Below are 21,273 nucleotides of genomic sequence, written 5' to 3' on the forward strand. Positions count from 1 at the left end.
CGATGCGGCGCGGCAAGTTCTCCACCCTCCAGATCGCGTTGTTCATCTCGGCCGGCTTGCACGCCGGCCTGTTGGCCTTCCGCTGGGTCGATCCCGAGAACTTCAACCGCCTGTTCGAAGAGACGCCGCTGGAGGTGGTGCTGGTCAACAGCCGCAGCACCGAGGCGCCGACCAAGGCCATGGCCCTGGCTCAGGCCAATCTGGCCGGTGGCGGCCAGGCCGAGACGGGCCGCGCCACCTCGCCCCTGCCGCCGTCCAAGCTGCTGGAGGTGGGCGAGGCGAACGAGGTGCAGCACGCCCAGATCGCCGAGCTGCAGCAACAGCAGCAACAGCTGCTGGCCCGGGTGCGGCGCGAGCTGGCCCTGCTGCCCCTGCCCGACCAGGAGCGCGACCGCGGCACGGCCGAAGCACGCGAGCAGGCCGAGCGGCGCCGCCAGCTGGTGCAGCTGCTGGCAGAGATTGAACGCCGCGTCAACGAAGAGAACGCGCGGCCGCGCAAGCGCTATGTCAGCCCGGCCACGCGCGAGGTGGTCTACGCCCAGTACTACGACAGCCTGCGCCGCAAGGTCGAGGCGCGCGGCACGCGTGACTTCCCCACCTACAAAGGCCGCAAGCTCTACGGCGAGCTGACCATGAACATCCATGTGGACCACCGCGGCCGCGTGATCGAGACCGACATCGTCGCCTCCTCGGGCAACAAGAACCTCGACCGCCGGGCCGTGGCCATCGTCCGCGCCGCCAGCCCTTTCGGCAATTTCAGCCAGGCCATGCGCAAGGGCGCCGAAGTGCTGGTCATCACCTCGCGCTTCCGCTTCACCCGCGAGGATGGCCTGGAAACCAGCTTGAGCCCGCAACCATGACTGCGCCCGCCCCCGATCGCTACGCCGTGGCCGGCAACCCGGTGGCCCACAGCCGCTCGCCCGCCATCCATGCCCAGTTCGCCGCCCAGACCGGCCAGGCGCTGCGCTACGAGCGTCTGCTCTGCCCGCTCGATGGTTTTGCCGCGCACATCCAGGCCTTTGCTGCCGGCGGCGCGCGTGGCTGCAATGTCACCGTGCCCTTCAAGTTTGAAGCCCATGCCCTGGCCTCACGGCTGAGCGAGCGGGCCCGTCTGGCCGGGGCGGTCAACACCTTGCGTTTCGACACGGCCGCTGACGGCCAGCCCGACTGGTTCGGCGACAACACCGACGGCGCCGGCCTGGTGCGCGATATCGAGCACAACGCCGGCCGCCGCCTGGCCGGTCAGCGCATCCTGCTGCTGGGCGCTGGCGGCGCCTCGGCCGGCGTGCTGGGCAGCCTGATCGCGGCGCGGCCGGCCGCCATCACCGTGGCCAACCGCAGCGTGGACAAGGCCGCCAGCTTGGTGGCCCAGCATGCCGAATGGGCGGCACAGCACGGCGTGGACCTGCAGGCGAGCAGCCTGCAAGGCTGCGGCAGCGGCTTCCAGGTCTTGATCAACGGCACCAGTGCCAGCTTGGCCGGCGCCGCCGTGCCGGTGGCCGAGGGCGTGCTGGCCCCCGGCGCCCTGGCGCTGGACATGATGTACGGCCCGGCCGCCGCGCCTTTTCTGGCCTGGGCCGCGTCCCAGGGCGCCGAGGGCCGCGACGGCCTGGGCATGCTGGTCGAGCAGGCGGCCGAGGCCTTTTCCCTCTGGCGCGGCCAGCGGCCGGACACCGGCCCGGTGCTGCAAGCCCTGCGCCAGGAACTGGCTTCAAAGCCATGAAGCCTTGGCGATTTCTCACCCGGCTGGCCGCCCTGCTGCTGCTGGGGGCGCTGGCCTTGCAGCTCTACTTTGCGGGCCGCATCGCCTTGATGAATGTGCTGGCGCCGCAATCCACCACCTTTCAGCGGGCCGAGGCCTGGCGCATCCTGACCGAACAAGGCGCCCTGCCCTGGAGCCAGACCTGGGTCGATGGCGAGGCGATCTCGCCCCAGCTGCGCCGCGCGGTGATTGCCAGCGAGGACGCCAGCTTTGCCGAGCACAGCGGCGTGGACTGGGACGCACTGGAGAAAGCCTGGGAACGCAACCAACGCGCCCAGGCCAAGCTTGAGAAAAAGCTGGCCCAAGCCGGCCCGGCCGCCAAGGCCGTGAAGCCGGCCAAGGTGGTGGGCGGATCGACCATCACCCAGCAGCTGGCCAAAAACCTCTTCCTCAGCGGCGAGCGCAACTTCGTGCGCAAAGGTCAGGAGATCCTGATCACCTATATGTTGGAAGGGCTGCTGAGCAAGCAGCGCATCCTCGACATCTACTTGAACAACGTCGAATGGGGTGAAGGCCTGTTCGGCGCCCAGGCCGCCGCCCGTCACTACTTCCGCCTGGACGCCAGCCGGCTGGGCCCGAACCAGGCGGCCCGCCTGGCCGTGATGCTGCCGGCGCCCAAGCGCTTTGAAAAACGCCCCGCATCTCCCTACGTGTTGTCGCGTGCTGCGACCATCGAAGCACGCATGCCCGCGGTTGAGCTACCCTGAGCCCGATGTCCAGCGAATCCACCCTCAGCCAAGAAATCGCCGCCACCGCCGCTCGCCTGGTGGTGGAGGAAGGCCTGGAATACGGCCCGGCCAAGCAGCGCGCGTTGAAGGCGCTGGGCCTGAGCCGCCACGGCCGCGCCGCCCTGCCCAGCAATGAAGAGCTGGAAGACGAGGTGCGCGAGTACCTGGCCATCTTCTGCAGCGACACCCAACCCGCGGAGCTGCGCGCCCTGCGCGAGCTGGCGGCGCAGTGGATGGCGCGGCTGGCCGAGTTCCGCCCTCATCTCTGCGGCGCCGTTTGGCGCGGCACGGCCACCCGGCTGAACAACATCCACCTGCAGCTCTACTGCGACGACAGCAAGGCCGCCGAGATCGCCCTGATCAATCTGGGCGTGGACTATGAGGTCGGCGCCAGCCACGACGCCCGCGGCCGGCAGATCGATGTGCTCTCCCTGGCCGCGCCCTGCCGCGCCTTGCAGGAGCAGATCACGGTGCATCTGAGCATTCTGGATTTCGACGACCTGCGCGGCGCCCTCAAGCTGGACAGCCGCGGACGCAGCGAACGCGGCGATCTGGCCGCTTTGCAGCGCCTGCTCGACGAACCCGACGACACTGAAAGCAAACACCAGCCATGAGCAAGCAGCCCCCCGCCACCAGCAGCAGCGACACCCCGCCGGTCTCCAGCGGGCGCCGCTGGGCCCTGCGCGCCCTGGCCGGCGCCGCCGGTCTGGGCGGCCTCTATCTGGGCATTCGCACCGCACCGCAAGCCCCCGCTCCGGCCGGGTCAGCGCCAAGCGCCGCCCTGCCACCGGCAGGCGCGGCCAGCTTGCCGGCCGCCGAGACCGAGCTCTGGGCGGCAAGCTTCGAGCGCCCTGAAGGCGGCGAGCTGCGCCTGGCCGACTTCCGCGGACAGAAGCTGCTAATCAATTTCTGGGCCACCTGGTGCCCGCCGTGCGTGAAAGAGCTGCCCGAACTGGCCGAGTTCCAGCGCGAGTTCAAGGCCCAGGGCTGGCAGGTCGTCGGCCTGGCCGTCGACGCACCGACCCCGGTGCGCGCCTTCCTGCAAAAGCTGCCGCTGGACTTCCCCCAGGGCCTGGCCGGATTGACCGGTACGCAATTGGCACGCACACTCGGCAACAGCCAGGGCGGCCTGCCCTTCAGCGTGGCCTTGGGTGCCGACGGCTTGATCCAATGGCGCAAAACCGGTGCCACCAGCCTGACCGAGCTGCGCGAGATGGCGGCTTCATCGGCTGCAAAACGCTGAATCTCAGCTGATCCAGGGCGGCCAAGCCGGCCGGATCCGCCCCAAAAGGCAAGCGCATTTGGGAAAAAGGGTCAAGCAATTTATTTACGCCGACCTGCGTCGAACGGCCCCTAAAACGCGTAAAGTCCGGCCTTCTTCGTTTCTAGTGCTGCGGCTCTAAATCTTTCGGGATGCGCCTCAGCCCACGCCGATGCAAATTCTCGTCATTCATGGACCCAATCTGAACCTCCTGGGCAGCCGGGAACCAGCGGTGTATGGATCGCAGACTTTGGCGCAGATCGACGCTGATCTGCTGAAAATGGCGGCGGATGCTGGGCATGAACTAAAATCCTTCCAAAGCAACCACGAAGGCGCCCTGGTGGATCGCATCCAGGCCGCCGCGCAGGACGGCAGCCGCTTCATCATCATCAATCCGGCCGCCTACACGCACACCAGCGTGGCCATTCGTGATGCGCTGGCCGCCGTGGCCCTGCCTTTCATCGAAGTCCATCTGTCCAACGTTCACAAACGCGAAGCGTTCCGCCAGCACAGCTATCTGTCCGACCTCGCGGTCGGCGTGATCTGCGGTCTGGGCGCGCAGGGCTACCAACTGGCCCTGAGCTACGCACTGACACAGCTGCAGCAGCACTCGCAGCCCTGAGTCGTCGAGGGTGGCGGCTCACGAAGCCGCCTTTGTTTTCCAACAATAAATATCAATCGCTGGAGAAATTCTATGGATCTGCGCAAGCTCAAGACCCTGATCGATTTGGTGTCCGAGTCGAATATTTCTGAACTCGAAATCACCGAAGCCGATGGCAAGGTCCGCATCGTCAAGTCGGACGGCTCGGTGGCCGTGCCCATGATGATGGCCGCGCCCGCCGCTGCGCCGGTGGCTGCCGCCCCTGTGGCCGCAGCCCCGGTGGCCGCCGCACCGGCCGCGCCTGTCGCAGCTCCGGCCGAAACCGGCCATGTGGTGAAGTCACCCATGGTCGGCACCTTCTACCGCGCCTCCGGCCCGAACGCCAAGCCTTTCGCCGAAGTCGGCCAGCCGATCAAGGAAGGCTCGCCGATCTGCATCATCGAAGCGATGAAGATCATGAACGAGATCGACGCCGACTTCAGCGGCACGATCACCAAGGTGCTGTGCGAAAACGGCCAGCCCGTCGAATTCGGCCAACCCTTGTTCGTCATCGAATAAGGATTTGCGATGTTCAAGAAGATTCTGATCGCGAACCGGGGGGAAATTGCCCTCCGGATTCAGCGCGCCTGCCGCGAGCTGGGCGTCAAGTCGGTGGTCGTCTACTCGGAAGCCGACCGCGACGCCAAGTATGTGAAGCTGGCCGATGAGGCCGTCTGCATCGGCCCCGCGCCGTCTTCGCAGAGCTACCTCAGCATGCCAGCCATCATCGCCACCGCCGAGGTGACGGATGCCGAAGCCATCCACCCCGGCTATGGCTTCCTGAGCGAGAACGCCGACTTTGCCGAGCGCGTGGAGCGCAGCGGCTTCACCTTCATCGGCCCGACGCCCGAGTCCATCCGCATGATGGGCGACAAGGTCTCGGCCAAGCAGGCCATGATCCGCGCCGGCGTGCCTTGCGTGCCCGGTTCGGACGGCGCCCTGCCCGAAGACCCGAAGGAGATCATCAAGATCGCCCGCGCCATCGGCTACCCGGTCATCATCAAGGCCGCAGGCGGCGGCGGTGGCCGCGGCATGCGCGTGGTGCACACCGAAGCAGCCCTGGTCAACGCGGTGCAGATGACGCGCACCGAAGCCGGCGCAGCCTTTGGCAACCCGCAGGTCTATATGGAAAAGTTCCTGGAGAACCCACGGCATGTGGAAATCCAGGTGCTGGCCGACGAGCACAAGAACGCCGTCTGGCTGGGCGAGCGCGATTGCTCCATGCAGCGCCGCCACCAGAAGATCCTTGAAGAAGCACCGGCACCCGGCATCCCGCGCCGCATCATCGAGAAGATCGGTGACCGCTGCGCCGCAGCCTGCCGCAAGATGAACTACCGCGGCGCCGGCACCTTCGAGTTCCTGTACGAAAACGGCGAGTTCTATTTCATCGAGATGAACACCCGCGTGCAGGTCGAGCATCCGGTGACGGAGCTGGTCACCGGCATCGACATCGTGCAGATGCAGATCAAGGTGGCGGCTGGCGAAAAGCTGCCCTTCACCCAGCGAAACATCACCATGCGCGGCCATTCGATCGAGTGCCGCATCAACGCCGAAGACCCCTTCAAGTTCACGCCCTCGCCGGGCCGCATCACCATGTGGCACGCACCGGGCGGCCCGGGTGTGCGCGTGGATTCGCATGTCTACACCAACTACGTCGTGCCGCCGCACTACGACTCGATGATCGGCAAGATCATCGTCCACGGCGACACCCGCGAGCAGGCCCTGGCCCGCATGCGCATCGCCCTGAGCGAGACCGTGGTGGAAGGCATCCAGACCAACATCCCGCTGCATCGCGAGCTGATGGTCGACGCCAAGTTCATTGAAGGCGGCACCAACATCCATTACCTCGAAGGCTGGATGAGCCAACACAAGCGATGAGCGACGACACCTCTTCTGCACCGGACGCGGCCAAGGAGCCCAACCCGGCCACCCTGCACGAACTGCTGCTGATTTGCGGCGAGGACGATGTCGAGATCGTCAGCGACGCACTGATGGAGCTGGACGCGCTGGCCGTGTCGGTGGAAGACGCCGATGCCGACACCGATGCCGAGAAAGCCCTGTTCGGCGAACCCGGCATGCCGGCGCCGCGCGGCGGCTGGCAGCGCTCGGTGGTCAAGGCCTTGTTCCCGGACGAGAACGAAGCCACCGAATGCGCCACCCTGATCCTCAGCCAGGACTGGGCGGCCGATGTGCATGTGCAGGCGATTCAAGCCGTGGCCGAGCAGGACTGGGTGCGCCTGACGCAGTCGCAGTTCTCGCCGGTGGAGATCACGCCCGAGTTCTGGATCGTGCCGTCGTGGCATGAAGCCCCGGCCCAGGCCACGCGCGTCATGCGCCTGGACCCGGGCCTGGCCTTCGGCACCGGCACCCACCCGACCACGCGCATGTGCCTGCGCTGGATCGCCACGCACAGCGAGCTCAGCCCCGGTTGGACCCGCGTGCTGGACTACGGCTGCGGCTCCGGCATCCTCGCCATCGGCGCGGCCCTGCATGGTGCGCAGAACATCGATGCGGTGGACATCGATCCGGCCGCCATCACCGCCAGCCAGGACAATGCCAAGACCAACCAGGTGGCACTGAAGGCCGCCCTGCCCGATGCCGCGCAAGGCGAGTACCCGCTGGTCATGGCCAACATCCTGGCCACGCCGCTCAAGCTGCTGGCGCCACTGCTGGCGGCCCACCTCGCCCCGGGCGCACATCTGATCCTGGCCGGCATCCTGGCCCGCCAGGCCGAGGAGCTGAAGGAAGCCTACGCCCCCTGGCTGAAGCTCGAGGTCAGCGACGAGGAAGAGGGCTGGATCCTGATGACGGCCCAGCGTCCTGCGGCTTGATTCGGGCGTGGTGCGGAGCCCGAATTCACGATCGAGTTCGGGCTTGCCTAGCCCTGAGCTTCGGCGGACTCATGGCATGATCTCGCCATGAGTCTTGCCACCCGTTGCACCGCTTGCGGAACCATTTTCCGCGTCGTGGAAGACCAGCTCCGGGTCTCGGAAGGCTGGGTGCGTTGCGGCCGCTGCGCCGAAGTGTTCGACGCCCGCGAGCAGCTCTTCGACATCGATCTCGAGGCCCCACCGCCCTGGCCGCCCGCCCCTGCCCACGACACACCTGCGGTCGATTTGTCGACGCAGGACGATGGCCACTGGGCACCGAGCCCGCCGCCCACCTCAAGCCCTCCGGCCCCGATCCCGGCACCTGCCTACGCACCACCGCCACCGCGGCCACTGGACCTGACGGCTGCATCACCGCACAAGGAGCCTCGCCCGGGCCACGACTCCATCGTCGCGGCCGCCATGGACTCGCGCCACGAACCCCGTTGGGTCGATGAGCCCGGTCTCGACGCGGGCGGCGCCAAGGACCCCGCCCCGCGCTGGACCGAGCCCGAGATCGAGCCCTCGCTGGAACAGCAGGTGGCGCAAGAGGTCGAGCAGGAAATGGCCCGGCTGAGTGCACAGCGCGCTCAGCTGGAAGCCCAGGCCCAGGCCGAAGCCGACATCCAGCAACAGGCTTACGAAGAAGAGCAGGCCCGGCTGCAGGCCGAGCTGGCTGCGGCCGAAGCCAGCCAGCGCGCGCAGGCTCAGCTGGCCCAGCTGGCGCAACAAAAAGCCACGCCAGCCCCACACAGCCCGGGCGAAGGCGACCACGGCTTTCAGCCCACCACCCTGGGCGAAAACGGCGAGTTGCTGGCCGCCGCCGAGGCTGAGGCCACCAAGGCGGTGAAACCAGAAGGCACAGCCGCTGGCGGCGAAAGCAACAGCGGTGGCGCGCCTTCGGAGCTGCCCACCTTCATGCGCCCGGCGCGCCAGGCCACGATCTGGAACCGGCTCTGGGTGCGCGTCAGCCTGGGCCTGCTCTGCGGCCTGGCGCTGGCAGCCCTGGGCTTGCAGGCCACCTGGCAGTTCCGTGACACCCTGGTGGCCCGTTACCCGCAGCTGCGCGCCGATCTGCAAGCCTTCTGTGCCCTGGCCCACTGCGAAATCAAGCCCTGGCAGCGCCTGGACAGCTTCAGCGTCGACGCCAGCGCACTGAGCCAAGCCGGTTCGGGGCACCACTACAAGCTGGCCCTGACCCTGCGCAACAAGGGCGAATACGAGCTCGCCCTGCCCTGGGTGGAGCTGAGCCTGACCGATGCCAACGGCCAGCTGATCGCGCGCCGCGCGCTCGCGCCCAAGGACTTCAATCTGAGCCAGGATGCACTTGCCGCAGCGACCGAGCTGCCCGTGCAAGCCCTGCTGACCACCGGCGACAAGGCTGTCAGCGGCTACAGCGTCGAGCTGTTCTACCCCTGAGCCTCAACGGAGCGCGCGGCCAGCGGGTCGCCGCTGCGCCCGATCGCCGCTCTCCCCTTTGCCCAGCTCCAGCTAAAGCGCTTCGACCTGCGCATCGCGTGCAGGCATGAAAAAACCCGGCCGAGGCCGGGTTTGAGAAGAAGCGGGTGCCGCCGCAAGCCGCCCTGAGGTGGCCTGCATGGCGCGGCAGCGCGCGACTTAGGGCTTGTTGCCGGTGGGGAAAGGCCAAGCGGCTTGCGGGCTCAGCGCGGTCTTGGCGGCCGGAGCGGCTGCAGCGGGCTTGGCAGCGGCCTTCTTGGCAGCCGGCTTTGCAGCAGCAGCCTTCGGAGCAGCAGCGGCCTTGGGCGCAGCAGCAGCCTTCTTCACCGGCGGCTTGATCGGCGCGGCGGCCTTCTTGACCGGCGGCTTGATCGGCGCAGCAGCCTTCTTCACGGGAGGCTTGATCGGTGCAGCGGCCTTCTTGGCAGGAGCAGCGGCCTTCTTCGCGGGAGCAGCAGCCTTCTTGGCAGGAGCCGCGGCCTTCTTCGCCGGAGCAGCAGCCTTCTTGGCAGGTGCAGCGGCCTTCTTCGCCGGAGCAGCAGCCTTCTTGGCAGGTGCAGCAGCCTTCTTCGCCGGTGCAGCAGCCTTCTTGGCAGGAGCCGCAGCCTTCTTCGCCGGAGCAGCAGCCTTCTTGGCAGGTGCAGCAGCCTTCTTCGCCGGAGCAGCAGCCTTCTTGGCCGGAGCAGCAGCCTTCTTCGCCGGAGCAGCAGCCTTCTTCGCCGGTGCAGCAGCCTTCTTCGCCGGTGCAGCAGCAGCCTTCGGTGCAGCAGCAGCCTTCTTCGCCGGAGCGGCGGCCTTCTTGGCCGGAGCCTTCTTCGCAGTTGCCATTTCAGTTCTCCTTGATCAAGTGAAAAGAGCACTGCCTACAGTCAGCGAGGCCGCTGCAGCGCAGTTATTTGCCGTCCGAATGTCACCCAGGAGGAGTGCCCCGGTACGGCAAATGGGGGTGCCGGTCACGCGAGCCGCTGAGGATTCAGCGGCGCGCAGAACTGGCCAATACATACATCTTTCTTCTGATCTTTTTCGGTGAGCTGAAACGGGGGCGAGGAAGGCCGCAGCCTTCAACGACCTCAGTCCCAGCTCAGCGCGCCACCGGTTTGGTACTCGATGACGCGGGTTTCGAAAAAGTTGCGTTCCTTCTTCAGGTCGATCATTTCGCTCATCCAGGGGAAGGGGTTCTCTTCATTCGGGAAGAGTTCCTCCAGACCGATCTGGGTGGCACGACGGTTGGCGATGTAGCGCAGATAGCCCTTGAACATCGATGCATTCAGGCCGAGCACGCCACGCGGCATGGTGTCTTCGGCGTAGGCGTACTCGAGCTCCACGGCCTTCATGAACAGGGCCTTGATCTCGGCCTTGAACTCGGCCGTCCAGAGCTGCGGGTTCTCGAGCTTGATCTGATTGATCAGGTCGATGCCGAAATTGCAGTGCATGGACTCGTCGCGCAGGATGTACTGGTACTGCTCAGCCGCACCGGTCATCTTGTTCTGGCGGCCCATGGCCAGGATCTGGGTGAAGCCGACGTAGAAAAACAGGCCTTCCATCAGGCAGGCGAACACGATCAGGCTCTTCAGCAGGGTCTGGTCGGTTTGCTGCGTGCCCGTGTGGAAGTTCGGGTCCATGATCGCGTCGATGAAGGGGATCAGGAACTCGTCCTTGTCGCGGATGGACTTGACTTCGTTGTAGGCGTTGAAGATCTCGGCCTCGTCCAGACCCAGCGACTCCACGATGTACTGGTAGGCGTGGGTATGGATGGCTTCTTCAAAAGCCTGGCGCAGCAGGAACTGGCGGCACTCGGGCGCCGTGATGTGGCGGTAGGTGCCCAGCACGATGTTGTTGGCGGCCAGCGAATCGGCGGTGACGAAGAAGCCGAGGTTGCGCTTGATGATGCGACGCTCGTCTTCGGACAGGCCGTTCGGGCTCTTCCACAGCGCGATGTCGCGCGACATGTTCACTTCCTGCGGCATCCAGTGGTTGGCGCAGGTGGCCAGGTACTTCTCCCAGGCCCACTTGTACTTGAAGGGGACGAGTTGGTTGACGTCGGTCTGGCCGTTGATGATGCGCTTGTCGGCGGCCTTGACGCGGCGCTCGGCAGCTTGAGCCGGCGACGATGCCAGCACCGCCGCGGTGGCGGGTGAGGAGGAGGTTAGGCCAGCTGCTGGGGCGGCGCCCGCGGCGGCCAGATGGGCGGCGCCGACGGAGGCATCAACACGCGCATTCGCAGCGGGGCTGGATGCGGCATTTGCAGTGGCTGAATCAGCAGGCTTCAGGTCTTCTTCCCAAACCAACATGGTGGACTTCCTATCGTGTCGAATTATCAGAGTGTTGTGTTCAAACACCAAGGACTTCTTGACATCAAGACGCCTTGTGCGTTGCTGTGCTGCATCGAATTTTCGATTCCGCGCACAAGATCACGCTCAACACATAACTTCAAATCTATGCATACAAAAGACCGGCGACATCGATGAGCATTGATATCGCGGGCCGCAGACAAAAAGAGGCGATCTCACATCGCCTCTTTTTCATCTGCTTACTGGCAAGCCTCGCAATCGGGGTTGTCAATCGAGCAGAACTTCATGTCCGTGGCTGGCAACTCGGGTTCAGCGGCCACCGGTGCAGCAGCCACCGGTGCCGATGACAGGCCCGACGCGCCACCCGAGGACACCGCGTTGAGCTGGCCGGACTTGGTCACCGTGCTCTTCTCGGCATGGGTCGCGCCCATGGTGCGCAGGTAGTAGGTGGTCTTCAGGCCGCGCAACCAAGCCAGCTTGTAGGTCTCATCCAGCTTCTTGCCCGAGGCGCCGGCCATGTAGATGTTCAGGCTCTGCGCCTGGTCGATCCACTTCTGGCGGCGCGCGGCGGCTTCCACCAGCCACTGCGTTTCCACTTCGAAGGCGGTGGCGTAGAGGTTCTTCAGCTCTTCCGGCACGCGGTCGATGCGGCGCAGCGAACCGTCGAAGTGCTTGAGGTCCATGACCATCACGTCGTCCCACAGGCCCAGGGCCTTGAGGTCACGCACCAGCGCTTCGTTGATGACGGTGAACTCGCCCGACAGATTGGACTTGACCGAGAGGTTGCCGAAGCAAGGCTCGATGGATGCGTCCACGCCGATGATGTTGGAGATGGTCGCGGTCGGGGCGATGGCCACGCAGTTGCTGTTGCGCATGCCGTGGGTGGCGATGCGGGCACGCAGCGCATCCCAGTCCATGCTGGTCGAGCGGTCCACTTCCACATAGCCGCCGCGGGCTTCGGCCAGCAGCTCCAGCGAGTCGATCGGCAGGATGCCGCGGTCCCACAGCGAGCCGCGGTAGGACGAGTAGCGGCCGCGCTCTTCGGCCAGCTGGGTCGAGGCCCAGTAGGCGTAGTAGCAGATCGCTTCCATCGAACGGTCGGCGAACTCCACCGCTTCTTGCGAGGCGTAGGGTGTGCGCAGCGCATACAGCGCGTCCTGGAAGCCCATCAGGCCCAGACCCACCGGGCGGTGGCGCAGATTGGAGTCACGCGCCTTCTTGACGGCGTAGTAGTTGATGTCGATCACGTTGTCCAGCATGCGCATGGCCGTGGCGATCGTCTTCTTCAGCTTCTCGTGGTCAACGCCACCGTCCTTCAAATGCTGAACCAGGTTGACCGAGCCGAGATTGCAGACGGCGATTTCGCTGTCGTTGGTGTTCAGCGTGATTTCGGTGCAAAGGTTGGACGAGTGCACCACGCCGACATGCTGCTGGGGCGAACGCACATTGCAGGCGTCCTTGAAGGTGATCCAGGGATGGCCGGTCTCGAACAGCATCGAGAGCATCTTGCGCCACAGGTCCTTGGCCGGCATGCGCTTGAAGAGCTTGATCTCGCCGCGGTCGGCCTTGGCCTCGTAGGCGGTGTAGGCGACTTCGAATTCCTTGCCGAACAGATCGTGCAGGTCCGGGCAGGTCGAAGGGCTGAACAGAGTCCAGTCGCCACCGTCCATGACACGGCGCATGAACAGATCTGGGATCCAGTTCGCGGTGTTCATGTCGTGGGTGCGGCGGCGGTCGTCACCGGTGTTCTTGCGCAGCTCCAGGAATTCTTCGATGTCCAGGTGCCAGCTTTCCAGATAGGCGCAGACGGCGCCCTTGCGCTTGCCGCCCTGGTTCACGGCCACGGCCGTGTCGTTCACCACCTTCAGGAAAGGCACGACGCCTTGCGACTTGCCATTGGTGCCCTTGATGTGCGAGCCGAGCGCGCGCACCGGGGTCCAGTCATTGCCCAGGCCGCCGGCGAACTTGCTCAGCAGCGCGTTCTCTTTCAGCGCCTCGTAGATGCCGTCCAGATCGTCGGCCACCGTGGTCAGGTAGCAGCTCGACAGCTGCGAACGGCGGGTGCCCGAGTTGAACAGGGTCGGGGTGCTGGACATAAAGTCGAAGCTGGACAGCACTTCGTAGAACTCGATGGCGCGCGCTTCGCGGTCGATCTCGTTGAGCGCCAGGCCCATGGCCACGCGCATGAAGAAGGCCTGCGGCATTTCGATGCGCTTGTCATCGATGTGCTGGAAGTAGCGGTCGTACAGGGTTTGCAGACCCAGGTAGTCGAACTGCAGATCGCGCTCGGCCTTCAGCGCCGCACCCAGACGGGCCAGGTCGTACTGGGCCAGCTTCTCGTCCAGCAGCTCGGCGGCCACGCCCTTCTTGATGTACTTGGGGAAGTACTCGGCGTAGCGCTCTTGCATCTGCTCCTGGCTGATCTCGCCACCCACCACTTCGCGGCGGATGGTGTGCAGCAGCAGGCGTGCGGTGGCGCGGCTGTAGCCCGGGTCTTTTTCGATCAGGGTACGGGCGGCCAGGATGGAGGCCTTGTAGACCTCGTCGATGGGCACGCCGTCGTACAGATTGCGTTTGGTCTCGGCCAGGATGGGCTCGGGCTTCACATCGGCGCCGAGGTTGGCACAGGCCGACACGATCAGGCTTTGCAGATGGGGCAGATCCAGCGGCACGCGCTGGCCGTTGTCGATCACGGTCAGCGTGCTCTCGGCCGGCGCGGTTTCCACCAGACCCTGGCGCTGGCGCTCCTGGAAGCGGCGCTCGCGGTACAGCACATAAGCACGTGCCACTTCATGATGGCCGCCGCGCATCAGGCCCAGTTCCACCTGGTCCTGGATGTCTTCGATGTGGAAGGTGCCACCGCTCGGGCGCGAACGCAGCAGGGCGCGCACCACCGCTTCGGTCAGGCCGTCCACCGTCTCGCGCACGCTGGCCGAGGCCGCGCCGGTCGTGCCGTGCACGGCCAGAAAGGCCTTCATCAGGGCCACGGCGATCTTGCTCGGCTCGAAGGCCACCACCGCGCCATTGCGGCGCAGGATCTGATAGGCCTGGAACGCCGACTGGGCGGCCAGGCTCAGGGTGGACGACGCCAGGCGGCTGGCGCCTTCAGGCGCCGGGTTCACAGCGGGAGCGGCTTGTGTCTGCATGGATCTTCCTTGTGAGGTCACGTTTGATTCAGTCAATACATAGCGGGGCGGCGGCGTGTTGCGCGCCCGTCAGGGGCATCGCTGGCACACGCCGGACCGCCTCGGGTCGGGCAATGGTTGTTTCCGGCTGCTGGCGCGAAGCGGATCGGGCTCCTGGGGAGCACCGGCCGGCTCGGCCGACTGCTGCGAGGTTGACGCAAGAACCCGCGATCCATCGGCGGGTGGCGCCTGCTTCGCCGCGGCTGCCGCACCGACCGGTGGGTCGGCGAGCGCCGTTCGAAGCCTCGAAATCAAGTCTTGGGCCCTGCTCCAGCCCCTGCCGCCCGAAGGCGTGAAGAGGTGTCTCCAGAGCACCGCAGCCAAGATTGAAGGATACCATGAAGAACACTATATCTGGGGCCGACCACCCCCTCAAGCACTACCGATAGCGTATCAATCCGGTTGACGACCCCGTATGAACGCGCTATGTCCCAGCCCCCGACAAGCCCGAGAAACCGGGGCTTGCCGCCTGTTTTGAGCAGGAAATCACGGTCTGAATTCGATGGCCACGCGCAACGCGCGCGCCAACCCGCATCAAATCAGGCCTGGCGGCCGAAATCGCTCGCCAAGCCGCGTCAATGCTGGCTCGGCGCGAAGGCGCTTGGCCGGATTTCGAACCCCAGCACTTCAGCCTGAAGCCGGTCCACAGCCCCGTTGGCGCAGCCCACCCAGGCAGCCAAGAGCCCGTGCAGCAGCGCGGCCAGCGCCCAGACTTACGTTTTTTTACCGAGTCCGCATCAGGGGCATCTCAAGGCCCCGCGATCAATCGCCCGCCGTGATGCCCAGGCGGGCCATGCGGTAGCGGATCTGCCGCAAACTCAGGCCCAGGGCCGCGCCGGCCGCTGTGCGGTTGAAGCGGTGCCGCGCCAGGGCGCGCAGCAGGATCTCGCGCTCCACCTCATCCAGGTAGACGGCCAGATCGGCGGGCAGTTCTTGGCTCTGGCCCTGATCCAGCGCCTCATCCGATTCACCCAGCCCGGCCACCACACCGGCCTCCGCCGGCTCCAGCGCATCGAACGCGCCGAGCTGCGAGTCATCAAGCACATCCTCGGGCAGGCCCAGGTCGGCCGCCGTGATCCACTCGCCGCCCGACAGGGCCAGAGCGCGGTGCAGGAGGTTCTCCAGCTCCCGCACATTGCCGGGGAAGGCATAGCGACTGAGCAGCTCGAGTGCATCGGCGCTGAGGCGCGGCACCGGCGACACGCCGGCATCCTGGGCAATGCGCTGCAGCACCCGCTCGCCGATCTGGGCCACGTCCTCGATGCGCTCGCGCAGCGGCGGCACGCGCAGCTGGATCACATTGAGGCGGTAGAACAAGTCCTGGCGGAAGCGGCCGGCGGCCACCTCGGCGCTGAGGTCTTTGTGGGTGGCGCTGAGGATGCGCACATTGACCGGCGCCTCCACCACCGCGCCCACCGGCCGCACCGAACGCTCCTGGATGGAGCGCAGCAGCTTGCTCTGCATGGCCAGGGGCAGATCGCCGATTTCGTCGAGGAACAAGGTGCCGCCATCGGCCGCCTGGAAGAAGCCTTCGCGGTCTTCGTGCGCGCCGGTGAACGCGCCCTTGCGGTAGCCAAAGAACTCGGCCTCCAGCAGCTGCTCGGGAATGGCGCCGCAGTTGACGGCCACAAAGCGCTGGCGCGCCCGCACGCCACTGTCGTGGATGGCGCGGGCCACCAGCTCCTTGCCGGTGCCCGATTCGCCCTGCAAGAGCACCGGCGCCATGCTGCGCGAGACCTTGTCGATCAAGGCCCTCACCTCCTGCATGGCCGGCGATTGCCCGGCCAGACGGGACAGAGCCGAGTTGCTGGCCGGCACGGACGCTGCAGCAACCCGCGGCGCCGGCGTCTTGGCCACAGGTGATGCCTGAGGCTCGGGTGCAGCAGTCGGCGCAGCCGCAGGCGCAGCCGCAGGCGCAGCGATCGGAGACTTGGCCGCCACCGGCGGCGCGGCCGGCACACGACCCAAGGCCGAGGCCACCACCAGGCGGAACTGGCGCAGGTCCACCGGCTTGGTCAGGTAGTCGTAGGCCCCGGCCTTGAGCGCCTCGACGGCGTTCTCGGCCGAGCCGTAGGCGGTGATCACCAGGGTCTTCTCGCCACGGCCCTGCTGCTCCAGCCAGTGCAACAGATCCAGGCCGCTGCCATCGGGCAGGCGCATGTCGGTGATCACGGCGCTGTAGCTCTGCGCTTGCAGGCGCGCCAGGCCTTCGCTGACGCTGCCGGCGGTCTCCAGCTCGTAACCCTCGCGCAGCAGGGTCAGCTCGTAGAGCGTGCGCAGATCGGGCTCGTCATCGACCACCAGCAGGCGGTGCGTGGGGCCGACCGCTGCAGGCGAACTGCTGCTACTCATGCTCATCTCGAATTCGTTGGGGAGGGGGTGAAAGCAGCCGGCGGGGTGCTCGGCGGCGGCACGCGGCGCAAGCGCAGCACAAACTCATTGCCGGGCAACTGCGGGTCATGGCGGCGCTGCACATCGATGCGGGCGCCGTAGCGTTCGCACAGCTCCCGGCAAATGTACAAGCCCAGGCCCGAGCCGCGGCTGCGCGTGGAGAAGAAGGGCTCAAACAGATGGCGCTCCACCTCGGGCGCGATCGGCCGGCCGGCGTTGAAGATCACCAGGCGCGCCCAGCCCGGGCCGCTGGCGGCCGCCTCTTCTTCCAGCAAGACCTGCACCGAGGCCGGCCCCGGGTCGGCGTGGCGCAGCGCGTTGTCCAGCAAATTGACCAGTACGCGGCGCAGGTGCTCGGGGTCGAAGCTGACCACCAAAGGCTGCAAAGGAACGACACAGCTGAGCGGGTCCAGCGGCCCCGGCGCCAGCTGGTTGGTGCGAGCCCAGTCGAGGCAGGTCTCGTTGACCAAGGTGCTGGCATCGACCGGCGTGGGCGTGGGCACGGCGCCGGGCGCCACCTCCAGCACATCCTCGACGATGCGCTTGAGCCGCTGCACATTGGAGGCCACCATGCGCGTGAGCTGCTGTGCACGCGGCTCGCCGCTGGTGTCCTCGGCCAGCAAGGCATTGGCCTGGTCGATGGCGGCCAGCGGGTTGCGGATCTCATGCGCAATGCCGGCCGAGACCCGGCCCATGGCCGCCAGCTTTTCCTGCTGGCTGCGCGCCTGGACCTGGCGGTTGTCCTCGATCAGCAGCACGCACAAATCCTCGGTGGTGTGCGACTCGCGCCGGCGCGTGAAGCGCATGCGCAGGCGCAGGCTGCGCTGCCAGCCGCTGGGGAAGCTGAGGCTGACATCGCGCCCCAGCTCGGGCCAGTTGCCGGCCACAAAGGCCTGCTCCACCGAAGCCACCAGGGGCTGCCAGGCCGGCACGCCGCGCAGGCGGAATGGCGCCTTGCGCACCATGGCCGGGCCGGCCGGTGCCGCCTCGCCCGCGGCCAGCGGCGCGCCATCGGCCAGCAGGATGCGCGCGGCCGGATTGGCCGCCCGCACGCGGCCGCGCCGGTCCACCACCAGCACACCCTCTTGCATCTCCTCGATCACCAGCCGGTTCAGCTGCGCCTGCTGGCGCGCCAGCTCCATGCTGCCGCGGGCCGCACGCTCCTCGCGCGCCAGGCGCCCGGCCAGCTCACTGGCCAGCAGACTGACCACAAAAAAGCCGCTGCCGACCAGACCGGCCTGGGTCATGCGCAGGCCCACATCCGCGCCTTCCAGCACCGCCCAACCGGCCACCGCCAGCATCAGCAAGGCCGCCATGGCCGCCGTGGCCAGGGCCAGCAGGCGCGGTGTCAGCACACCGGCCATCAGCACCGGCAGCACAAAGAGCGCGCCGTAATTGACCCCGGCCAGGCGGTCGAAGGCATGGAGCAGGCCGAACAAACCGAGATCGAGGCCGATGCTGGCCCACCACTGCGGGCTGGAGATGCGCGCCAGATTCTTGGCCGTGGCACCGCGCTGCAAACGCGGCAGCAGCCACAAGGCCAGGGCCTCGGCGGCATAGAGCAGGCACAGGCCCAGGGTCCAGCGGGGCGGCGGCGCCCCCAAAAACCCGGCAATCACCTGCGTGGCCACCAGCACCAGGCCCAGGGCCGCACGCGCGGCCAGAAACGCACGGTACAGGCGCGAGAAGGCATTGCCTCCGGCCTGCACCAGGCGCCGCGCCTGCTGGAAGAAGAATTGCGAATCCTCGGCGCCCTCGTGCAGTGACTCGGCCTGCATGGCGTCCCAGGCGCCACCTAGGCTGCTGCCGGTGTCGAACTGCGACTCGCCCGCATCGCCCGTCTCGGCGGCCTCCAGTTCCTGCCCCGGACCGAACCAGGACTGGGCCGGCTCCGCCCGTTTGCTGGCGCCCAAGCTCATCGCGGGCCGCCGTGCTCCGCCTCGTACTGGCTGCGATGCGCCGCGCTGCAGAACACCCCGCCCAGGCCGGGCAGCGCCTCATCGCGCGGCAGATGCAGGCCGCAATGCGCACAGCTGAGCATGTCCTGGGGCGCGGCCGGGCCGGATTTCTTCTTCTCGGCTGGCGGCGCAGCCGGGCGCGCGCGCTTGAAGCCCAGCACAAAAAACAGGAGGGCCAGCAGGATGATCAGAAGCAGGTATTTCATGGACGCAATCGAGACAACAGTTCAGCGATTCGGGCAGCGCGGCTGGCGATCAGCAGGCGCCGATCACAGCGGCGCGCGCTGCAACAGCACTTCCAGCACAAAGCGCGAGCCGGCGTAAGACAGCAGCAGAAGCAAGGCACCGAAGTACAACCAGCGCGTGGCGCGCCGGCCGCGCCAGCCAAAGACCTGGCGGCCGGTCAGCAAGCCGCTCAGCACCAGCCAGCCCAGCACGGCGAACAAATTCTTGTGATCCCAGCGCCACTGCGGCGTGAACCACCAACCCAGCAGCAAAGCCAGAGACAGCATGCTCACCCCGGCCGCCACAAACTGAAAGGTCAGGCGCTCCAGGCGCAGCAGCGGCAGGCCCGGCTCGGGGCGTGCGCCCAGCATGCCGGCCCGGCCCATGGTGCCCGAGGCCACCTGACGCATCTGCCGCTCGGCCCGGCTCAGCAAGGCCGCATGCAGCACCGCCACACCGAACAAACCGTACGAGGCCAGGCCCAGCACCCAGTGCAGCGGCGCCCAGGGCGAGCCGGCCAGCGGCCGCGCCTCGCCCGGGAACACCCAGGCCAGCCCCACCACCACCATCGCCAGCAAAGCCAGCACCCGGCGCACCCCGGGCACAGCCAGCGGCAGGAAGCGGCTCTCCACCAAGTACACGCTGAGCACCAGCCAGACCGTCATCGACAAGGCCGGCGCAAAGCCGAAACGCGCCCCCACCAGATCCTGGCCCAGGCCGGCGATGTCCAGCACCAGGGCGGCCAGATGGGCCGCCCAGGCCAGCAGAACCGGCCAGTCCAGGCCCAGCCGCGCACGCTCGGGCGCGCCATCGGCGGCGCGAGCGACCGGCGCACGCAGGCCCACCCAGAGGTAGCTCAAGGCTGCCAGCACACTGGCCGCAGTCAGCCACGGCGTGACGGCCGCCGAGGGGCTCATGAAGGCAGACGATAAAATCATCGGCACAGTGTACTTTTGCGCGCCGCCCGTCCGGACCGGCGCCACCCCCCATGGCTTCCAATTTGACCGACCGCCTGAGTCGCCTCGTGAAAACGATGCGCGGCCAAGCCCGCATCACCGAAAGCAATGTCCAGGAGATGCTGCGCGAAGTGCGCATGGCCCTGCTGGAAGCCGACGTGGCCCTGCCCGTCGTGCGCGACTTCATCGCGCGGGTCAAGGAGAAGTCGCTCGGCGCCGAGGTCGTGGGCTCGCTCAACCCGGGCCAGGTGCTGGTCTCCATCGTCCACAAGGAACTCGCCGCCACCATGGGCGAGGGCGTGGCCGACATCAACCTGGCCGCCCAGCCGCCCGCCGTCATCCTGATGGCCGGCTTGCAAGGCGCCGGCAAGACCACCACCACCGCCAAGCTGACCAAGCACCTGATCGAGAAGCGCAAGAAGAAGGTGCTGACCGTCTCGGCCGACGTCTACCGCCCGGCCGCCATCGAACAGCTCAAGACCGTCACCAAGCAGGCCGGCGGCGAGTGGTTCGCCTCCAGCCCCGAGCAGAAGCCGCGCGACATCGCCCTGGCCGCGATCGACTACGCCAAGAAGCATTACTTCGATGTGCTGCTGGTCGACACCGCCGGCCGCCTGGCCATCGACGAAGCGCTGATGGCCGAGATCCGCGATCTGCACGCGGTGCTGAACCCGGTTGAAACCCTGTTCGTCGTCGACGCCATGCAGGGTCAGGACGCGATCAACACGGCCAAGGCCTTCAAGGAAGCCCTGCCCCTGACCGGCGTGATCCTGACCAAGCTGGACGGCGACTCGCGCGGCGGCGCCGCGCTGTCGGTGCGCCAGATCACCGGTGCGCCGATCAAGTTCGCGGGTACGTCCGAGAAGATCGACGGCCTGGAAGTGTTCGACGCCGAACGTCACGCCGGCCGCGTGCTGGGCATGGGCGATATCGTGGCCTTGGTCGAGGAAGTGACCAAGGGCGTGGACGTGGCTGCCGCGCAGAAGCTGGCCGAGAAGCTCAAGACCGGCAGCGGCTTCGACCTCAACGATTTCCTGGCCCAGATCTCGCAAATGAAGAAGATGGGCGGCCTCTCCGGCCTGATGGACAAGCTACCCACCCAGATGACCGCCAAGGCCGGTGCGGCCGACATGGACCGCGCCGAGCGCGACATGAAGCGCATGGAAGGCATCCTCAATGCCATGACGGCCAAAGAGCGCGCCAAGCCCGCCCTGCTGCTCGACGGCAAGAGCAAGGCCAGCCGCAAGCGCCGCATCGCCGCCGGCGCCGGCGTGCAGATCCAGGACGTCAACCGCGTGCTGGCTCAGTACGACCAGATGCAGGGCATGATGAAAAAGATGAGCGGCGGCGGCCTGATGAAGATGATGAAGAAGATGGGCGGCATGAAAGCCATGAAGGGCATGATGGGCGGCGGCGGTGGCATGGGCGGCATGGGTGGGCTCGGCGGCTGAAGCCCCAAGCCCCCGGCCCTTCACCCACGAAAAAGGCCACCGCAAGCGGTGGCTTTTTTCATGGTGCAGAAACCGAGCGGTTCACCCGTTCACCGGTTCA

Annotated in this window: 18 protein-coding genes; 12 read left to right on the top strand and 6 right to left on the bottom strand. The window is 66.8% G+C overall.

Annotated features, from left to right (window positions below):
* The first annotated feature begins 2 nt into the window (after positions 1 to 2).
* The 11 genes from AC1Q6P_RS13115 (at position 3) to AC1Q6P_RS13165 (ending at position 9,746) form a co-directional block, all read left to right on the top strand.
* Entirely contained in the window at positions 3 to 860 is an 858-nt protein-coding gene (locus AC1Q6P_RS13115; protein WP_102767823.1) for a cell envelope integrity TolA family protein, read from the top strand.
* Complete coding sequence (gene aroE / locus AC1Q6P_RS13120) at positions 857 to 1,723, top strand: shikimate dehydrogenase (RefSeq protein ID WP_492664310.1); 867 nt, start codon at positions 857 to 859, stop codon at positions 1,721 to 1,723. Before AC1Q6P_RS13115 ends, aroE begins: the two co-directional genes overlap by 4 nt.
* Positions 1,720 to 2,469 carry a transglycosylase domain-containing protein gene (locus AC1Q6P_RS13125; protein WP_492664311.1) on the top strand — a complete coding sequence of 250 codons (750 nt, stop codon included), beginning with the start codon at positions 1,720 to 1,722 and terminating at the stop codon, positions 2,467 to 2,469. Before aroE ends, AC1Q6P_RS13125 begins: the two co-directional genes overlap by 4 nt.
* 5 nt (positions 2,470 to 2,474) lie before the next feature.
* Complete coding sequence (locus AC1Q6P_RS13130) at positions 2,475 to 3,104, top strand: hypothetical protein (protein WP_492664312.1); 630 nt, start codon at positions 2,475 to 2,477, stop codon at positions 3,102 to 3,104.
* Positions 3,101 to 3,733, top strand: a complete 633-nt coding sequence (locus tag AC1Q6P_RS13135; protein ID WP_492664313.1) for a TlpA disulfide reductase family protein — start codon at positions 3,101 to 3,103, stop codon at positions 3,731 to 3,733. Before AC1Q6P_RS13130 ends, AC1Q6P_RS13135 begins: the two co-directional genes overlap by 4 nt.
* Before the next feature lie 190 nt (positions 3,734 to 3,923).
* Positions 3,924 to 4,373, top strand: a complete 450-nt coding sequence (gene aroQ, locus AC1Q6P_RS13140; protein WP_102767828.1) for a type II 3-dehydroquinate dehydratase — start codon at positions 3,924 to 3,926, stop codon at positions 4,371 to 4,373.
* Between the two features lie 72 nt (positions 4,374 to 4,445).
* A complete protein-coding gene (accB, locus tag AC1Q6P_RS13145; RefSeq protein WP_102767829.1) occupies positions 4,446 to 4,910 on the top strand; it encodes an acetyl-CoA carboxylase biotin carboxyl carrier protein in 465 nt (154 codons plus the stop codon).
* Positions 4,911 to 4,919: 9 nt separating this feature from the next.
* Complete coding sequence (gene accC, locus AC1Q6P_RS13150; RefSeq protein ID WP_102767830.1) at positions 4,920 to 6,269, top strand: acetyl-CoA carboxylase biotin carboxylase subunit; 1,350 nt, start codon at positions 4,920 to 4,922, stop codon at positions 6,267 to 6,269.
* A 53-nt stretch (positions 6,270 to 6,322) separates the two neighbouring features.
* Complete coding sequence (gene prmA, locus AC1Q6P_RS13155; protein ID WP_492664424.1) at positions 6,323 to 7,222, top strand: 50S ribosomal protein L11 methyltransferase; 900 nt, start codon at positions 6,323 to 6,325, stop codon at positions 7,220 to 7,222.
* An 87-nt stretch (positions 7,223 to 7,309) separates the two neighbouring features.
* The gene (locus tag AC1Q6P_RS13160; RefSeq protein WP_492664314.1) at positions 7,310 to 8,677 is read left to right on the top strand and encodes a zinc-ribbon and DUF3426 domain-containing protein; all 1,368 of its coding nucleotides are present in this window, start codon (positions 7,310 to 7,312) and stop codon (positions 8,675 to 8,677) included.
* A gap of 280 nt (positions 8,678 to 8,957) precedes the next feature.
* On the top strand, positions 8,958 to 9,746 hold the full coding sequence (locus AC1Q6P_RS13165) for a hypothetical protein (protein WP_492664315.1): 789 nt from the start codon (positions 8,958 to 8,960) through the stop codon (positions 9,744 to 9,746).
* A 40-nt stretch (positions 9,747 to 9,786) separates the two neighbouring features.
* Here AC1Q6P_RS13165 and AC1Q6P_RS13170 read toward each other — a convergent pair whose 3' ends face one another.
* From AC1Q6P_RS13170 to AC1Q6P_RS13195, 6 genes are all read right to left on the bottom strand, one after another.
* On the bottom strand, positions 9,787 to 11,007 hold the full coding sequence (locus AC1Q6P_RS13170) for a ribonucleotide-diphosphate reductase subunit beta (protein ID WP_102767833.1): 1,221 nt from the start codon (positions 11,005 to 11,007) through the stop codon (positions 9,787 to 9,789).
* Between the two features lie 239 nt (positions 11,008 to 11,246).
* The gene (locus tag AC1Q6P_RS13175) at positions 11,247 to 14,153 is read right to left on the bottom strand and encodes a ribonucleoside-diphosphate reductase subunit alpha (protein WP_102767834.1); all 2,907 of its coding nucleotides are present in this window, start codon (positions 14,151 to 14,153) and stop codon (positions 11,247 to 11,249) included.
* 801 nt (positions 14,154 to 14,954) lie between these two features.
* Positions 14,955 to 16,544: a sigma-54-dependent transcriptional regulator gene (locus AC1Q6P_RS13180; RefSeq protein WP_492664316.1), complete on the bottom strand. Its 1,590-nt coding sequence runs from the start codon at positions 16,542 to 16,544 to the stop codon at positions 14,955 to 14,957.
* Positions 16,545 to 16,546: 2 nt separating this feature from the next.
* Positions 16,547 to 18,502: a sensor histidine kinase gene (locus AC1Q6P_RS13185; protein ID WP_492664317.1), complete on the bottom strand. Its 1,956-nt coding sequence runs from the start codon at positions 18,500 to 18,502 to the stop codon at positions 16,547 to 16,549.
* The gene (locus AC1Q6P_RS13190; RefSeq protein ID WP_492664318.1) at positions 18,499 to 18,747 is read right to left on the bottom strand and encodes a PP0621 family protein; all 249 of its coding nucleotides are present in this window, start codon (positions 18,745 to 18,747) and stop codon (positions 18,499 to 18,501) included. Before AC1Q6P_RS13190 ends, AC1Q6P_RS13185 begins: the two co-directional genes overlap by 4 nt.
* Positions 18,748 to 18,810: 63 nt before the next feature.
* Positions 18,811 to 19,704, bottom strand: a complete 894-nt coding sequence (locus tag AC1Q6P_RS13195; RefSeq protein ID WP_492664319.1) for a cytochrome C assembly family protein — start codon at positions 19,702 to 19,704, stop codon at positions 18,811 to 18,813.
* A gap of 50 nt (positions 19,705 to 19,754) precedes the next feature.
* On the opposite strand from AC1Q6P_RS13195, the gene ffh reads away from it, so the two are divergent.
* On the top strand, positions 19,755 to 21,173 hold the full coding sequence (gene ffh, locus AC1Q6P_RS13200; protein WP_492664320.1) for a signal recognition particle protein: 1,419 nt from the start codon (positions 19,755 to 19,757) through the stop codon (positions 21,171 to 21,173).
* Positions 21,174 to 21,273: the final 100 nt, after the last annotated feature.

Source organism: Roseateles sp. GW835-FHT13E02, assembly GCF_058794035.1.

Bases quoted from the DNA above. Each gene is read 5' to 3' on its own strand.
- AC1Q6P_RS13115 (WP_102767823.1), top strand. From the start codon at position 3: ATGCGGCGCGGCAAGTTCTCCACCCTCCAGATCGCGTTGTTCATCTCG.
- AC1Q6P_RS13195 (WP_492664319.1), bottom strand. From the start codon at position 19,704: ATGATTTTATCGTCTGCCTTCATGAGCCCCTCGGCGGCCGTCACGCCG.
- AC1Q6P_RS13125 (WP_492664311.1), top strand. From the start codon at position 1,720: ATGAAGCCTTGGCGATTTCTCACCCGGCTGGCCGCCCTGCTGCTGCTG.
- aroQ (WP_102767828.1), top strand. From the start codon at position 3,924: ATGCAAATTCTCGTCATTCATGGACCCAATCTGAACCTCCTGGGCAGC.
- AC1Q6P_RS13160 (WP_492664314.1), top strand. From the start codon at position 7,310: ATGAGTCTTGCCACCCGTTGCACCGCTTGCGGAACCATTTTCCGCGTC.
- AC1Q6P_RS13130 (WP_492664312.1), top strand. From the start codon at position 2,475: ATGTCCAGCGAATCCACCCTCAGCCAAGAAATCGCCGCCACCGCCGCT.
- accC (WP_102767830.1), top strand. From the start codon at position 4,920: ATGTTCAAGAAGATTCTGATCGCGAACCGGGGGGAAATTGCCCTCCGG.
- AC1Q6P_RS13170 (WP_102767833.1), bottom strand. From the start codon at position 11,007: ATGTTGGTTTGGGAAGAAGACCTGAAGCCTGCTGATTCAGCCACTGCA.
- AC1Q6P_RS13175 (WP_102767834.1), bottom strand. From the start codon at position 14,153: ATGCAGACACAAGCCGCTCCCGCTGTGAACCCGGCGCCTGAAGGCGCC.
- AC1Q6P_RS13180 (WP_492664316.1), bottom strand. From the start codon at position 16,544: ATGAGTAGCAGCAGTTCGCCTGCAGCGGTCGGCCCCACGCACCGCCTG.
- AC1Q6P_RS13190 (WP_492664318.1), bottom strand. From the start codon at position 18,747: ATGAAATACCTGCTTCTGATCATCCTGCTGGCCCTCCTGTTTTTTGTG.
- AC1Q6P_RS13135 (WP_492664313.1), top strand. From the start codon at position 3,101: ATGAGCAAGCAGCCCCCCGCCACCAGCAGCAGCGACACCCCGCCGGTC.
- accB (WP_102767829.1), top strand. From the start codon at position 4,446: ATGGATCTGCGCAAGCTCAAGACCCTGATCGATTTGGTGTCCGAGTCG.
- ffh (WP_492664320.1), top strand. From the start codon at position 19,755: ATGGCTTCCAATTTGACCGACCGCCTGAGTCGCCTCGTGAAAACGATG.
- AC1Q6P_RS13185 (WP_492664317.1), bottom strand. From the start codon at position 18,502: ATGAGCTTGGGCGCCAGCAAACGGGCGGAGCCGGCCCAGTCCTGGTTC.
- aroE (WP_492664310.1), top strand. From the start codon at position 857: ATGACTGCGCCCGCCCCCGATCGCTACGCCGTGGCCGGCAACCCGGTG.